This is a genomic window from Georgenia soli (genome assembly GCF_002563695.1).
Classification (GTDB): Bacteria; Actinomycetota; Actinomycetes; order Actinomycetales; family Actinomycetaceae; genus Georgenia; species Georgenia soli.
The window spans coordinates 3,391,088-3,404,912 of record NZ_PDJI01000004.1; the positions used below are offsets into that span (position 1 = coordinate 3,391,088).

Genomic DNA, 13,825 nt, shown 5'->3' on the forward strand with positions numbered 1-13,825 from the left:
CCACAGGTTGCGCGGACGGTACGCCTGTTACGTGTGCGCGAGGGCCCCCATCTTGCACCGTGCGGCCGACGGACGACCCGGGTTCGCGGGGCGCCGCTCAGCCGGCGGTCGCCCGGAGGGCGCGGTCGAGGTCCTCCCAGAGGTCCTCGACGTCCTCGATGCCCACGCTCAGGCGCAGGAGGTCCTCCGGCACGGTGCCCGCCTCCGCCGGGAGACGACGGCGCCGCTCCAGGCTCGACTCCACCCCGCCCAGGCTCGTGGCCGGCACCCAGAGCCGGACATCCCGGGTGAGCGCCTCGGCGGCGTCGGGGCCGCCGGTCGGCCGGAGGGTGAGGATCGAGCCGAACCCGTCCATCAGGGACGCGGCGCGCTCGTGCTGCGGGTGGGACGGCAGCCCGGGATGGCGCACCTCGGCCACGAGGGGGTGGGCGTCCAGGCGCCGCGCCAGCTCGAGGGCGCTGGCCTGGGACCGCTCGACCCGCAGCGCCAGGGTGCGCAGGCCGCGCAGCGCGAGCCAGGCCTCGAACGGCCCCGGGATCGCGCCCCCGGTCGTCCGCCGGGCGTGGAGCCGGGACCGCAGCCCGGCGACGTCCGTCACGGCGGCCCCCATGACGAGGTCGGAGTGGCCGGCGAGGTACTTCGTCACGGAGTGGACGACGACGTCGGCGCCCTGGGCGAGCGGACGCTGCCCGAGCGGGGTGGCGAAGGTGTTGTCCACGACGCACAGCGCACCGGCCTCGTGCGCGGCCGCGGCCAGCGCCGGGATGTCGGCGACCTCGAGCATCGGGTTCGTCGGGGACTCCACCCACAGCACGCTCGCGGCCGGTCCGTCCGCCGGGGCGAGCGCCGCGACCACGGCGGCGGTGTCGGCGATGTCGACCTCGCGCACCACCGAGCCCTCGCGGGCCGCCTGCTCCCGGGCCGCGGTGAGCGTGGCGAGGTAGGCGTGCCGCGGGGCGACGATCGCCGAGCCCGGGGCCGCGAGCCGCAGCACGGCGTCGATGGCGGCCATGCCGGAGGAGAACACCAGCGCCGGCTGCGAGGAGCCCTCCAGCGCCCCGACGGCCTCCTCCAGCGGGTGCCAGGTCTCGGTGTCGTAGCGCGTGTACAGCATCTCCGCGCCGGGCGTGCCCGTGGAGACGTAGGTGCTGGAGAGCACCACCGGCTCGTTGACCGGGGCACCCTGCACGCGGGCCGGGCGGCCGGCGGCGACGGCGGTCGTGGCAGGGGAGAGCGGGCTCCTGGCTTCTGGACTCACCGCGCCAGGCTATTCCCCCGGGGTCGGGCGGGACGCGCCGGGGTGGGGGAGGCCACGGTCCGCGGCGCCGGACCACGACGTGGGAAAGGCGTCCGCGCCGTCGGCGGCTGTACTCTCGCACGCGATGGACATCCAGCGCGCCCCCGAGCCCACCGCACCCGAACCTGCCGAGCGGGAGGGGCGCAAGGTACGCGTCGCCGTCGTCTTCGGCGGCCGCAGCGGGGAGCACTCCGTCAGCTGCGCGACCGCGGCCGGCGTGCTGCGCGCCATCGACCGCGACGCCTACGACGTCGTGCCGGTGGGGATCACGCGGGACGGCCGGTGGGTCCTGGCCCCCGACGACCCCGCCCTGCTCGAGGGCGGCCGCGCGGAGATCACCGCCGACGACGCCCAGGTCCTCGTCCCCCTCGGCGACGCCCCGGCGCCGCTCGTCCTGGCGGAGCCGGGCCAGGTACCGCACCAGCTCGGCGCCGTCGACGTCGTCCTCCCCCTCCTGCACGGCCCGTTCGGCGAGGACGGCACCATCCAGGGCCTGCTCGAGATGGCCGGCACCCGGTACGTCGGCTCCGGCGTGCTCGCCTCGGCCGCCGCCATGGACAAGCACTACATGAAGATCGTCCTCGCCGGGCACGGCCTGCCGGTCGGTCCCTACACGGTCATCACCCCGCGGATGTGGCGCACCGACAAGGCCGCCGCGCTCGACGCCGTCGCCTCGCTCGGCCTCCCCGTCTTCGTCAAGCCCGCCCGCGCAGGCTCGTCGCTGGGCATCTCCCGGGTGGACCGCGCGGAGGACCTCGAGGCCGCCGTCGAGGAGGCCCAGCGTCACGACCCGAAGGTCGTCGTCGAGGCCGGCATCGACGGCCGCGAGATCGAGTGCGCCGTGCTCGAGGGCCACGGCGACGACGCCCCGCGCACCTCCGTGCCCGGCGAGATCGTCCTCGACTCGCCCGCCGCGGGGTTCTACGACTACGAGACGAAGTACCTCGACACCGCGCCGCTGACGATGGCCATCCCGGCCGACCTTCGCCCCGAGGTCGTCACGCGTGTGCAGGAGCTCGCGGCGCAGGCTTTCGAGGCGCTCGGCTGCGAGGGACTGGCCCGGGTGGACTTCTTCTACACCGACCGCGGTGACGTGGTGGTCAACGAGGTGAACACGATGCCCGGGTTCACGCCGTTCTCGATGTACCCCGCGCTGTGGGAGGCGTCCGGGCTGCCGTACCCGGCGCTCATCGACGAGCTGGTCTCCCTCGCGCTGGAGCGGTCCGCCGGGCTGCGCTGAGCACGTTCTCGGGGGGGACCTTCACGGCGCCGGTGGGCGCCGCCCCCGGGGCATCGCCCCGGCGGCGCCGGTGCGCCGTGCCGCGCCGCACAGGCTCAGCTGACGTCGGTGGCGCCGACGCAGGACCGCTCGGCCGGGCTCGCGTCGACGGCACCGGCGAGGTCGACGAGGTACGCCGTCGGCTGGCCGGAGGCACCCTGCTCCGCCGGGACGACGACCTCGATCGCCGGATCGCGCCCGTAGGTGACGAAGGCCCACGAGCCGCGCCCCGGACGGGTGTGCTCCGGCAGGGACGGGTCGTCGCCCTCCAGCGCGATCCAGTCGACGGAGCTGCCGTCGCCGGAGTCGACGCTGAGGCACCGGTCGGTCGTGGGACCGTGAGGCTCGACGCCGCAGCGCAGCGTCACCGCCGGGTCGCCCCACGCGGTCGTCGCCTGGGCCGAGGTCGAGCGGCGCTCGAGCCCGCCGAGCTCGTCGGGGGTCGAGATGAGCACCTCCCCGCACGTGGGGTCCGACGCGAACGGGCCGGGCGGCAGGTCGACGGGGGAGGAGCAGCCGGTCAGCACGGCGAGGGGGACGAGCAGAAGAGCGAGGGGCCGGCGGGACACCCGATCACTGTAACCGCCGTCCCGCGCTCAGACGGCGCCCGTCTGGACCGCCGGTGGCGGGGGACCGAGGGGCCGGTGGCGCGCAGCTGGCGGGCCGTCGTCGTCCACCGGGGCGTCCGGGAGCACCGGCAGTCACGGCCCGGCCCGATACGGTGACGGGATGGACAGCACGACGGTCGCCGACCTCAGCGAGGACGAGCTCATCGCCTCGTTCGTCCCCCTGCTGCCGCGCGGTCGCCACACGCTCGTGCCCACCGGCGACGACGCGGCCGTGATCGCCGCACCGGACGGGCGCTTCTGCGTCTCGACCGACGTCCTGGTCCAGGACCTGCACTTCCGCCTGGAGTGGGGCGACGGCGCGGACGTCGGCTGGCGGGCCGCCGCACAGAACCTCTCCGACGTCGCCGCGATGGGGGCCGAGCCGACCTCCATGGTCGTCTCCCTGGTGCTGCCGCCCACCACCTCCGTCGCCTGGGTCCACGACCTCAGCCGTGGCTTCGCGGAGCTGTGCGGGCCGCTCGGCGTCGGGGTCGACGGCGGTGACCTCTCCGCCGGGACCCAGCTCGTCATCGCCGTCACGGTCCACGGCGACCTCGGCGGCCGGGACCCGGTGCTGCGCTCCGGTGCCCGGCCCGGTGACGTCGTCGCCCACGCGGGCGTGCTCGGGCACGCGGCGGCGGGCATGGCGCTGCTGGCGTCCGGGCGCCGCGGCGGGGCGGACGACGGGCTCATCGCCGCCTTCCTGCGGCCGCGCCCCGCCCTCGCCGCCGGGCCGGCCGCGGCCGACGCCGGAGCGACGGCCATGATGGACGTCTCCGACGGGCTCCTGCGCGACGCCTCACGGATGGCCCGCAGGTCCGGCGTCGTCCTCGACCTCGAGCCGCTGGAGCGATCGGTGCCCGGCGACCTCGAACGCCTCCGCGACGCGGCCGCCCGGATGGAGACCGACGCCGCCGGCTGGGCGCTGACCGGCGGCGAGGACCACGGGATGCTCGCCACGTTCCCCGTCGGGACCGCCCTGCCCGAGCCGTTCCGGCCGCTCGGCACGGTGCGTGCCGCCGACGGCGACCACCCGGCCGGGTCCGTCCTCGTCGGTGGGACCCCGCCGGACGTGACCTCCATGGGCTGGGACCACTTCCGGCGCTGACCGCCCGCGGGCGTGCGACCCGCGGGGCATGCAGAAGGCCGCCGTCCCCGGAGGGAAGGCGGCCTCAGCTGTGCGCGTCGCCGCGCGGTAGGTCAGACGGCGCGGGTGACCTTGTCGGCCTTGAGGCACGAGGTGCACACGTTCACGCGCTTCGGAGCGCCGTTGACGAGCGCACGCACCCGCTGGATGTTCGGGTTCCAACGGCGGCTGGTCCGCACGTGAGAGTGCGAGACGCTCTTGCCGAAGCTCGGGCGCTTGCCGCAGACGTCGCAGGTGGCAGCCACGGTCGTTCTCCTGATCTTCTCGCTGACGCACCGCCGGGGCGGCGGTGCGTGATGTCGATGGGCCCGGGCGCAGGCGGATGCCAGCCGGGTCGGGCAACCTGGAAAGAGTACCCGAGAAAACGCCGCAGCCTCAAACGGTCCCCGCTCTCCGCCGGGTGGCGTCCGCCACAGCGGAGGGCGGTGCTTCTCGTCCCGGTTCGTCGCCCGTCCTCCCCGCCTGGTGGCGTGTTCCCACAGGGCTCGCGGCCGGTGTGGGCGGCGGCGGATAACCTGAGGATCGTAGAGGACCGGCACCCGGCCGGTCGGGCCGGCCGCGTCGAGGGGAGTCCGTGATCACCACCCTCGCCCACCTCGACGCGCCTGCCGTGCGCCGCTGGTTCGAGCACGCGCTGCGCTCGCTGCTGCTCGTGCGCGACGAGATCGACCGACTCAACGTCTTCCCGGTGCCGGACTCCGACACCGGGACCAACCTCGTCCTCACCCTCGCGGGCGCGGCCGAGGCCGTGCGGCCGCTGGGACCCGACACCGACCTCACCACCCTCACCCGGGCCGCCGCCGAGGGGGCGCTCCTCGGGGCGCGGGGCAACTCGGGCGTCATCGTCGGCCAGTGCCTCGGCGCGCTGGCCGGGGCGCTCAGCGGCCGCACCTCGGCCGGTCCGGTCGAGGTGGCGCGGGCGCTCGACGCCGCTGCCGAGCAGGCCCGCGAGGCGGTCGGCCGGCCGGTCGAGGGCACGATCCTCACCGTGGCCCGCGCCGCGGCCGACGCGGCGACCGGCGCTGCCGCCGCCGAGGCGGGCCTCGAGCAGGTGGTGCTGGCCGCCGCGCAGGCCGCGCGCGAGGCCCTGGTGGGCACCCGCGGCGCCTTCGGCGGGGCGGGGGTCGACGCCGGAGGAGTGGGCTACGTCGTCCTCCTCACCGCGCTGCTCGACGTCGTCACCGCCACGGGCGACGCCGGGACGGCCCGTGCCGAGAGGGTCACCGCGTTCCTCGCCCGGGTCGCCACGACGCCCACCGGGACCGCCGGCGTCGCCCCGCCCGCACCGGCCGGGCAGACGGAGCACGGGGCCGGCGCCTTCGAGGTCATGTACGTGCTGCACGCCGGAGCGCGCCGGGCCCGCGCGGTGCGCGAGTCCCTGGAGCTCGCGGGGCACTCGGTCGCCGTCGTCGGCGGCGAGGAGCTCTGGCAGGTCCACGTGCACACCGACGACCCGGCGGCCGCCCTCGCCGGCCCCGAGGAGATGACGCAGGTCTGCGTGCGGCTGGTGCAGCGGGAGCCGGCGCACGTCGGCGTCGTCGCCTGCACCCGCGCGCCCGGACTGCTGGAGCACCTGGCCCGCGCGGGTGCCGCGGCCGTGCTCGCACCCGACGCCGCCACGGTCGTGCGGGCGGCCACCGACACCCGGGCGAGCGACGTCCTCGTGCTGCCGTGCGACCGGTCCTCCGCAGCGGCGGCCCGTGCCGCGGCCGGGCACGACGGGCGTGCGGCGCCTCACCGGGTCCGCCCCGTGCGTCTCGAGGTCGCAGCCCCGGCGGACGACCTCGGCGTCCTGGCCGCCGCCACCGAGCTGGCTGCCCGGGAGCTCGCGGGCGCCGGCGTCGCCGATCTCGACGAGGCCCGGCTGCGCGCGGAGCGGGCTGTCGCCGGGCTGCGGTCCCGGGCGCTGCCTCAGGCGGGGGACGGGGCCGTCGGCGAGGCACTGACGGCACTCCTGGGGCCCGGGGACGAGCTGCTGACCGCCGTCGTCGGCACCGGCGCCGGGAAGGACGTCGAGGCCGAGGTGCGCGCGGCGGCGGCCGCTCTCGCGCCGTCGCTCGAGGTCGTCGTCGTCCACGGGGGGCAGCCGTCCCCCGCGCTGCTGCTGGGGGTGGAGTGAGCCAGCCGATCGCACGCAAGAGTCACGACCCCGCCTTTCTCGGTGAGGTCGGCGGACGTCTGGGACGTCACCTGGAGAAGGAGCTCGGCACCAAGACCGGGAAGGCGCTGGGCAAGCTCGGGCTGCAGACGGTCGGCGACCTCCTGCGCCACTACCCCCGCCGCTACGGCGACCGCGGCAAGCTCACGCCCCTGCGTCAGCTGCGCGTCGGCGACCACGTCACCGTCATCGCCGCGGTCGCCTCGTCCGACCTGCGCCCCATGCGCGGCAAGCAGGGCGCCATCCTCAACGTCCGCATCACCGACGGCACGGACGAGCTGGTGCTGACCTTCTTCGGCAGGCACTCCCGCACGCTCGAGCACCACCAGCGGCGGCTCCACCGCGGGGCGACCGGCATGTTCAGCGGCACGGTCAGCGCCTACCGCGGCGACCGCCAGCTCACCCACCCCGACTACGAGACGTTCACCGACCTCGACGACGAGTTCGCCGCCGTGCAGAAGGTCGACTGGCCCATCCCGATCTACCCGGCGAGCGCCAGCATCACCAGCTGGCAGATCGAGAAGGCGGTGGAGACGGTGCTGCGCCCGCTCACCGCCGAGGACGTCCCGGAGGCTCTGCCGGCCGACTACCGCCGCGAGCACGGCCTGCCGGACGTCATGACCGCCCTGCGCGGCCTCCACGCGCCCCGCACGCCAGAGGACTGGCAGCGGGCGCGGCGGCGCTTCCGTCACGAGGAGGCCTTCGTCCTCCAGACCGCGCTCGCCCAGCGCCGGGCCGCCACCCAGGCCGACGCCGCCACCGCGTACGAGCCGCGCGACGGCGGCATCCGCGACGCGTTCGACGCCCGTCTGCCCTTCCAGCTCACGGCGGGGCAGCAGGAGGTCGCCGCCGTCCTCGAGCGTGAGCTCGCGGCCCCCGTGCCGATGATGCGGCTGCTCCAGGGCGAGGTCGGCTCCGGCAAGACGGTGGTCGCGCTGCGCGCGATGCTGCAGGTCGTCGACGGCGGAGGGCAGGCCGCGCTCCTGGCCCCCACCGAGGTCCTCGCCCAGCAGCACCACCGCTCGATCACCGGGCTGCTCGGCCCGCTCGCGGAGGCCGGGATGCTCGGCGGCGCCGAGAACGGGACCAGGGTGGTCCTCCTGACCGGCTCGATGGGGGCGGCGGCCCGCCGCAAGGCGCTCGCGGCCGCGGCGTCGGGCGAGGCCGGCATCGTCATCGGCACCCACGCCCTGCTCAGCGAGGTCGTCCAGATCCCGGACCTCGGGCTCGTCGTGGTCGACGAGCAGCACCGGTTCGGCGTCGAGCAGCGTGACGCCCTGCGCGCCAAGGGCCGCACCACGCCGCACCTCCTCGTCATGACGGCCACGCCGATCCCGCGCACCGTGGCCATGACCAGCTTCGGCGACCTCGAGACCTCCACCCTGCGCGAGCTGCCGGCCGGACGCGCCGGGGTGAGCACCAACCTGGTCCCCGCGGACCGGCCCCGCTGGGTCGAGCGGACCTGGGAGCGGGTCCGCGAGGAGGTCGACGCCGGCGGCCGCGCCTACGTCGTGTGCCCGAGGATCACGGCCGGCGAGAACGGCCGCGACGCCGCGGAGGACGGCTTCTCCGACGACGTCTCCGACGAGCTCTTCGACCTCGACGCGGGCGAGGCCCGCCCGCCGCTCGCCTCCGTCGAGGAGGTGGCCGCCCTGCTCCGCCAGCTGCCGGCGCTCGAGGGAGTGGCGGTCGGGGAGATGCACGGCCAGCTGCCCCCGGAGGCCAAGGACGCCGCCATGGCCGACTTCGCGGCCGGCCGCACCCCGGTGCTGGTCTCCACCACGGTCATCGAGGTGGGCGTCGACGTCCCGGACGCCACGATCATGGTCATCCTCGACGCCGACCGGTTCGGCCTCTCCCAGCTCCACCAGCTGCGCGGGCGGGTCGGGCGCGGCACCAGGCCCGGCGTGTGTCTCGCCGTGACGGCGGCCCACCCGGACTCGAGCACGTTCGAGCGACTGTCCGCGTTCGCCGCCACGAACGACGGGTTCGAGCTCGCCGAGACCGACCTGAAGCTGCGGCGGGAGGGGGACGTCCTCGGCGCCTCCCAGTCAGGCCGGTCCAGCTCCCTGCGCCTCCTCCGGGTGCTCCAGGACGCCGACATCATCGACGCCGCGAGGGCGGCCGCCCGGGAGCTCGTCGCCCGCGACCCGGGGCTCGCCACCGAGCCCGGCCTGGCCCAGCTGGTCGCCGAGTCGATCGACGAGGACGCCGCCGCGTACCTCGAGCGGACGTGACGGCGCACGTCGGGCTAACCGGAGGCTGGATCGGCCCCGGTCAGCCGGCGAGCTCGAGGGCCTGAGCCAGCAGCTCGTAGGAGCGGTGACGGGTGTCGGCCGTCGGGGTGTTGGAGGCCACGATGATCTCGTCCGCCTGCGCGTGCGTGGCGAACTGCTCCACCTGCTCCCGCACCGTGCCCGGCGAGCCGACCGCCGAGTAGCGCAGCATGTTCCGGATCTGCTCGCCGGCGGGGGAGGCGAGGACGACGTCGGCGTCCTCGTCCGAGAGCGGCAGGCCGCTGCGGGTCAGCCGCCCGGCGTTGGCGCGCAGGGCCGAGTGGTAGAGCTCGTGCGCGGCCGCGTCGGTGTCCGCGGCGAACACGTTCATCGCGGCGATGACGTACGGCTCCGGGTGCTTGTCCGAGGGCTGGTACTCGCGCCGGTACGCGCTCACCGCGTCGACGAGCGCGTTCGGGGCGAAGTGGGAGGCGAACGAGTACGGCAGGCCCAGTGCCGCGGCGAGCTTCGCCCCGAACAGCGACGAGCCCAGAATGATGAGCGGCACCTCGGTCCCGGTCCCCGGCGTCGCGCGGACGACCTGCCCCGGTCGGTCCGGGCCCAGCAGCGACTGCAGCTCCACCACGTCCTGCGGGAACCGGTCGGAGTCACCGGGGTGACGGCGCAGCGCCTGCAGCATCGCCATGTCACCGCCTGGGGCGCGGCCGAGGCCGAGGTCGATCCGGCCCGGGTAGAGCGTCTCGAGCGTGCCGAACTGCTCGGCGATGACGAGCGGGGAGTGGTTGGGCAGCATGATGCCGCCCGCGCCCACCCGGATCGTCGAGGTGTGTCCGGCGATGTGCCCGATCAGCACCGCAGTCGCCGAGGAGGCGATCGTCGGCATGTTGTGGTGCTCGGCGAACCAGTAGCGCCGGTAGCCCCACCGCTCCGCGTCCTGCGCCAGCGCGACGCTGGCGTCGAACGTCTCATGCACGCTGCCGCCCGGGCGGACGGTCGCGAGGTCGAGGACGGACACGGGCACGGACATGTGGACCTCCGGTGGGTGGTGCATGCGCAGCCGGTGCCGGCGCACGTCTCGTCACCGTAGGTCCCGGCGAACGGCGTCGGCCAACGGTCACGTGCGAGGGGCGGCCGGTGCGGGAGGTGGGCCGGCCCCGGTGGACCGAACGTGCCGCGCCCCCCGTGTCGCGGCCAGACCAATGACAGCGCATGCTTTTTGTTGGAATCCTCCGACGGCTTCGCGCGTTGGAACGGATGTACGGAGATTCCCTGAGTTCCGGGGGAGGGAACAGCATGCGTCCGACGCATGTCGAGCTCGAGGACGACGACGGCACCGTCCTGCGGTACTTCCACCACGACAACGGCGGCGGGCTGGTCGAGTCCAGCGCCAGCGTCCACCCGACGGCGTTCGTCGCCGCCGGGGCGTACGTCGACCCCGGCGCGCAGGTCGGCGCCGGCGCGCGCGTCGGCGCAGGAGCGTGGATCGACCGGCGCGCCGTCGTCGGTGAGGGTGCCGTGGTGGGGCAGGACGCCCACGTGGGACGGCGTGCGGTGGTCGGCCCCGACGCGGTCGTCGGCCCGCGGGCACGGATCGGGCAGGACGCCCGGATCGGATCCCGGGTGAGCGTGCCGGTGGACTCCCAGGTCGAGGCGGGCGCCGCCATCGCCGTGGCAAGGCGACAGGGCGGTATCGGGACGGCGGCGTGAGACGACGGCGCGGCGCCGGCGTGCCGCTCCGCGCCGCGGCCTCACTACGCTGGCGCAGATGACCAGGATCGTCGCCGGCACGGCGGGAGGGCGGACCCTCCAGGTGCCCCGCACCGGGACCAGGCCCACGTCCGAACGGGTGCGAGAGGCGCTCTTCTCCCGGCTCGACCACCTCGGAGCCGTCGACGGCGCCCGCGTGCTCGACCTCTACGCCGGCTCAGGTGCTCTCGGCCTGGAGGCCGCGAGCCGCGGGGCCGCGCGCGTCACGCTCGTGGAGACCTCGCGGCAGGCCGCCGACCTGTGCCGGCGCAACGCCAGGGCGCTCGGCCTCGCAGGCGTCGACGTCGTCAGCCAGAAGGTCGAGACGTACCTCGCGGGCGACCCCGCCCGCGGCGCGGCCCCGGCACACCTCGTCCTGCTCGACCCGCCGTACGACATCACCGAGGAGTCCCTCGCGGGCGTCCTCGCGCTGCTCGGGGCCCGGGGGAGCGAGGACTCCACGCGGCCCGCCGGCCCGGGACCGGCGCCGTGGCTGGACGCCGGGGCCGTCGTCGTCGTCGAGCGGTCCAGGCGCAGCCCCGAGCCCACCTGGCCCGCCGGCCTCGAGCGCACCGACGTGCGCCGGTACGGGGACACGCAGGTCTGGTTCGGGGCGCCCGTCCTCGAGGCCCCGGTCGACGGGACCCCGGCCGGCGTGGCGTGAGCCGGACCGACGGCACCGACCGGTCCTGCGCCGGACGACGGCGCGCGCGGGTGCCGTCCCGGACGACGGCGCGCGCGGGTGACGTCCCGGACGACGGCGCGCCGCCACCGGGTCGTAACGCGGCCGGAGCCGCGCGGGCCGCTAACGTGAAAGGCATGGTCGAGCTGGAGCGGCGATGAGCCTCGCGGTCTGCCCGGGGTCCTTCGACCCGATCACCCTGGGGCACGTCGACGCCGTGCGCCGCGCCCGCGCCATGTTCGACGAGGTCGTCGTGGCCGTGGCTCACAACCCCGCCAAGCGGTACCTCTTCGACGCCGACGAACGTGTGGACCTGGCACGCCGGTCCCTCGCCGACCTCGACGGCGTCCGGGTGGAGCTCGTCCCGGGCCTGCTGGCGCGCTACTGCGCCGACGTCGGTGCCACCGCCATCGTCAAGGGGCTCCGCGGCGCGGCCGACTTCGACGCCGAGCACGCCATGGCGCTGATGAACCGCCACCTCAGCGGGGTGGAGACGGTCTTCGTCATGGGCGACCCGGCGCTCGCCCACGTCGCCTCGTCCCTCGTCAAGGACGTCGCCCGCCACGGCGGCGACCTCACGGATCTCGTCCCGCCCGCCGTCGCCGAGGCGATGCGCCGGGCGCTGAGCAACTCAGGAGAAGCACGATGACCGCCAGCCAGCAGCACACCGCCGCCGAGCAGCACGCCGAGGACGGCGCCTCACTGATCTCGATCCTCGACGAGCTCACCGAGCTGGTCACGACGGCGCGGGCCATGCCGATGTCCGCGTCCGTGCTGGTCAACCGCGCGGAGGCCCTGGACCTGCTCGACGCGGCACGCGCCGTGGTCCCCGAGGAGATCCAGACGGCGGACGACATCGTCGCCGACGCGGACGCGATGGTCCAGCGCGCCCGTCAGCGCGCGGACAAGATCGTGGAGCAGGCGCACGCCCGCGCCGAGGAGCTGGTCGCGAACGAGCACGTGGTGCGGCTGGCGGAGGAGCGGGCCGAGCAGATCGTCACCGCCGCCGAGGCGAAGGCGGCGAAGCTGGCCGCGGACGCGAACGACTACTGCGACCGTCAGCTCGCCCAGTTCGAGATCGACCTGAACTCCATCAGCGCGCAGGTCCGCGCCGGCCGGGAGGCGCTCGCCGCCCGCACCGGGCGGGACCCGGTGGCCGAGAACGCCTGACTGCCCGTCGGTGCACGCTCGGCCCTGCCGGCGGGGTCGCCGGCTGGCGCCGCGCCCGCCAGGCGTGTGTAGCATCGAACGCCGGCCCACCGGCGGGGCGTCCCCGGACGCCCCAACCGACGGGCCACCCGGTCCCTCCGCGCCCCGCGCGGCTGCTGCAAGGAGTGTCATGGTCGCCCGATCGCCGCTCGTGGTGAGCACCCACGAGCTCGGCCGCCGTCCCGGTGCGATGCGCACGCTCGAGTCCACCGTGCCCGCCCCGGAGGACCTCGGCACCGAGGTCATCGGCGTGCCGCAGGGGTCCGACGTCGAGCTCGACGTGCGTCTCGAGGCCGTGATGGACGGCGTCCTCGTCACCGGCACCGCGCGGGTCCAGCTGCACGGGGAGTGCGTGCGCTGCCTGCGCGACATCGACGAGGACCTCGCCGTCGACTTCTCGGAGCTCTTCTACTACGCGGACAGGAAGACGTCGCTGCTCCAGGAGGGTGACGAGGAGGCCGAGGAACTCCCCACGCTCAACGGTGAGCTGCTCGACCTCGAGGCCACCCTGCGTGACGCCGTGGTGCTCGCCCTGCCGTTCCAGCCGCTGTGCCGGCCCGACTGCGGCGGGCTGTGCCCGGTGTGCGGCGAGCGGATGGACGACCTCGAGCCCGGCCACCACCACGAGCAGCTCGACCCGCGCTGGTCCGCCCTCGGCGCCCTTCTCGAGCGGGAGGGCGAGACCAAGGACGGCGAGAGGTGAGCGGCCGCCGTCGTCGCTCGGACGTCCCCGGCGAGGTGCCGGCACGGCAGGACGTCGAGACCCTGACGGCCGCCCTCGGCACCACCGTCGACCCGGAGCTGCTGGTCCTCGCGCTGACCCACCGGTCCTTCGCCCACGAGGCGGGCGGCATCCCCACCAACGAGCGGCTGGAGTTCCTCGGGGACTCGGTGCTGGGCATCATCGTGACCGAGCGGCTCTTCCGCGACCACCCCGACGAGTCGGAGGGGGACCTGGCGAGGATGCGGGCCGCCACGGTCAGCCAGAAGGCGCTGGCCTCGGTCGCGCGCGACATCGGCCTCGGCGAGTACATCCTCCTCGGCCGCGGCGAGCTGGTCACCGGCGGGCGGGAGAAGGACTCGATCCTCTCCGACACCGTCGAGGCGCTCATCGGCGCCACGTACCTCTGCCACGGGCTCGAGCACACCCGCGCGGTGGTCGAGCGGCTCGTCGGGACGCTGCTCGACCAGGCCGCCAACCTCGGCGCCGGCCTGGACTGGAAGACGTCCCTGCAGGAGCTCTCCGCCGAGCGCGGTCTCGGGGCGCCGACGTACGTGGTGACCGGGACCGGTCCCGACCACGCCCGCACCTTCACCGCCACCGTGGTGCTCGACGGCGTCGAGCACGGCCGCGGCGTGGGCAGCTCGAAGAAGCTCGCCGAGCAGAACGCCGCCGAGGACACCTACGCCCGGCTCGCCGGCGAACCGGTGGCCGGCGTCGACAGCGGCGCCTGAGACCGGC

Annotated in this window: 14 protein-coding genes; 10 read left to right on the top strand and 4 right to left on the bottom strand. The window is 75.4% G+C overall.

Annotation, left to right across the window (positions count from 1 at the left end):
* Positions 1 to 97 precede the first annotated feature (97 nt).
* On the bottom strand, positions 98 to 1,258 hold the full coding sequence (locus ATJ97_RS16610) for a trans-sulfuration enzyme family protein (protein WP_098484680.1): 1,161 nt from the start codon (positions 1,256 to 1,258) through the stop codon (positions 98 to 100).
* Between the two features lie 124 nt (positions 1,259 to 1,382).
* Here ATJ97_RS16610 and ATJ97_RS16615 point away from each other — a divergent pair, with 124 nt between their 5' ends.
* Complete coding sequence (locus tag ATJ97_RS16615; protein ID WP_098484681.1) at positions 1,383 to 2,537, top strand: D-alanine--D-alanine ligase family protein; 1,155 nt, start codon at positions 1,383 to 1,385, stop codon at positions 2,535 to 2,537.
* Positions 2,538 to 2,632: 95 nt separating this feature from the next.
* Here the strand turns inward: ATJ97_RS16615 and ATJ97_RS16620 are convergent, their stop codons facing one another.
* Positions 2,633 to 3,145, bottom strand: a complete 513-nt coding sequence (locus ATJ97_RS16620; protein WP_098484682.1) for a DUF3515 family protein — start codon at positions 3,143 to 3,145, stop codon at positions 2,633 to 2,635.
* 160 nt (positions 3,146 to 3,305) lie between these two features.
* Between ATJ97_RS16620 and ATJ97_RS16625 the strand changes: the two genes are divergently transcribed.
* Positions 3,306 to 4,292, top strand: coding sequence for a thiamine-phosphate kinase (locus ATJ97_RS16625; protein WP_098484683.1), 987 nt, complete (start codon positions 3,306 to 3,308; stop codon positions 4,290 to 4,292).
* Between the two features lie 92 nt (positions 4,293 to 4,384).
* Here the strand turns inward: ATJ97_RS16625 and rpmB are convergent, their stop codons facing one another.
* On the bottom strand, positions 4,385 to 4,576 hold the full coding sequence (gene rpmB, locus ATJ97_RS16630; RefSeq protein WP_098484684.1) for a 50S ribosomal protein L28: 192 nt from the start codon (positions 4,574 to 4,576) through the stop codon (positions 4,385 to 4,387).
* Positions 4,577 to 4,905: 329 nt separating this feature from the next.
* On the opposite strand from rpmB, the gene ATJ97_RS16635 reads away from it, so the two are divergent.
* Both ATJ97_RS16635 and ATJ97_RS16640 read left to right on the top strand, forming a co-directional pair.
* The gene (locus tag ATJ97_RS16635) at positions 4,906 to 6,450 is read left to right on the top strand and encodes a DAK2 domain-containing protein (protein WP_098484685.1); all 1,545 of its coding nucleotides are present in this window, start codon (positions 4,906 to 4,908) and stop codon (positions 6,448 to 6,450) included.
* Complete coding sequence (locus ATJ97_RS16640; protein WP_245862667.1) at positions 6,447 to 8,726, top strand: ATP-dependent DNA helicase RecG; 2,280 nt, start codon at positions 6,447 to 6,449, stop codon at positions 8,724 to 8,726. Before ATJ97_RS16635 ends, ATJ97_RS16640 begins: the two co-directional genes overlap by 4 nt.
* 40 nt (positions 8,727 to 8,766) lie before the next feature.
* Here ATJ97_RS16640 and ATJ97_RS16645 read toward each other — a convergent pair whose 3' ends face one another.
* Entirely contained in the window at positions 8,767 to 9,753 is a 987-nt protein-coding gene (locus tag ATJ97_RS16645; protein WP_098485562.1) for an LLM class flavin-dependent oxidoreductase, read from the bottom strand.
* Positions 9,754 to 10,019: 266 nt separating this feature from the next.
* Between ATJ97_RS16645 and ATJ97_RS16650 the strand changes: the two genes are divergently transcribed.
* The 6 genes from ATJ97_RS16650 (at position 10,020) to rnc (ending at position 13,818) form a co-directional block, all read left to right on the top strand.
* Positions 10,020 to 10,433, top strand: a complete 414-nt coding sequence (locus ATJ97_RS16650; RefSeq protein ID WP_170037523.1) for a transferase — start codon at positions 10,020 to 10,022, stop codon at positions 10,431 to 10,433.
* Between the two features lie 58 nt (positions 10,434 to 10,491).
* Positions 10,492 to 11,136, top strand: coding sequence for a 16S rRNA (guanine(966)-N(2))-methyltransferase RsmD (rsmD, locus tag ATJ97_RS16655; protein ID WP_098484687.1), 645 nt, complete (start codon positions 10,492 to 10,494; stop codon positions 11,134 to 11,136).
* Between the two features lie 175 nt (positions 11,137 to 11,311).
* Positions 11,312 to 11,803 (top strand): pantetheine-phosphate adenylyltransferase, encoded by a 492-nt coding sequence (gene coaD, locus ATJ97_RS16660; RefSeq protein ID WP_098484688.1) that lies wholly within the window; start codon positions 11,312 to 11,314, stop codon positions 11,801 to 11,803.
* Complete coding sequence (locus ATJ97_RS16665) at positions 11,800 to 12,324, top strand: hypothetical protein (protein WP_098484689.1); 525 nt, start codon at positions 11,800 to 11,802, stop codon at positions 12,322 to 12,324. Before coaD ends, ATJ97_RS16665 begins: the two co-directional genes overlap by 4 nt.
* Positions 12,325 to 12,493: 169 nt before the next feature.
* Entirely contained in the window at positions 12,494 to 13,066 is a 573-nt protein-coding gene (locus ATJ97_RS16670) for a YceD family protein (RefSeq protein ID WP_098484690.1), read from the top strand.
* Entirely contained in the window at positions 13,063 to 13,818 is a 756-nt protein-coding gene (gene rnc / locus ATJ97_RS16675) for a ribonuclease III (protein WP_098484691.1), read from the top strand. The genes ATJ97_RS16670 and rnc overlap by 4 nt, the downstream gene beginning before the upstream one ends.
* Positions 13,819 to 13,825 lie beyond the last annotated feature (7 nt).

What these genes read in the sequence shown, in the direction of transcription:
- ATJ97_RS16615 (WP_098484681.1), top strand. Translation starts at nt 1,383, where the DNA reads ATGGACATCCAGCGCGCCCCCGAGCCCACCGCACCCGAACCTGCCGAG.
- ATJ97_RS16625 (WP_098484683.1), top strand. Translation starts at nt 3,306, where the DNA reads ATGGACAGCACGACGGTCGCCGACCTCAGCGAGGACGAGCTCATCGCC.
- ATJ97_RS16645 (WP_098485562.1), bottom strand. Translation starts at nt 9,753, where the DNA reads ATGTCCGTGCCCGTGTCCGTCCTCGACCTCGCGACCGTCCGCCCGGGC.
- ATJ97_RS16650 (WP_170037523.1), top strand. Translation starts at nt 10,020, where the DNA reads ATGCGTCCGACGCATGTCGAGCTCGAGGACGACGACGGCACCGTCCTG.
- rsmD (WP_098484687.1), top strand. Translation starts at nt 10,492, where the DNA reads ATGACCAGGATCGTCGCCGGCACGGCGGGAGGGCGGACCCTCCAGGTG.
- coaD (WP_098484688.1), top strand. Translation starts at nt 11,312, where the DNA reads ATGAGCCTCGCGGTCTGCCCGGGGTCCTTCGACCCGATCACCCTGGGG.
- ATJ97_RS16665 (WP_098484689.1), top strand. Translation starts at nt 11,800, where the DNA reads ATGACCGCCAGCCAGCAGCACACCGCCGCCGAGCAGCACGCCGAGGAC.
- ATJ97_RS16670 (WP_098484690.1), top strand. Translation starts at nt 12,494, where the DNA reads ATGGTCGCCCGATCGCCGCTCGTGGTGAGCACCCACGAGCTCGGCCGC.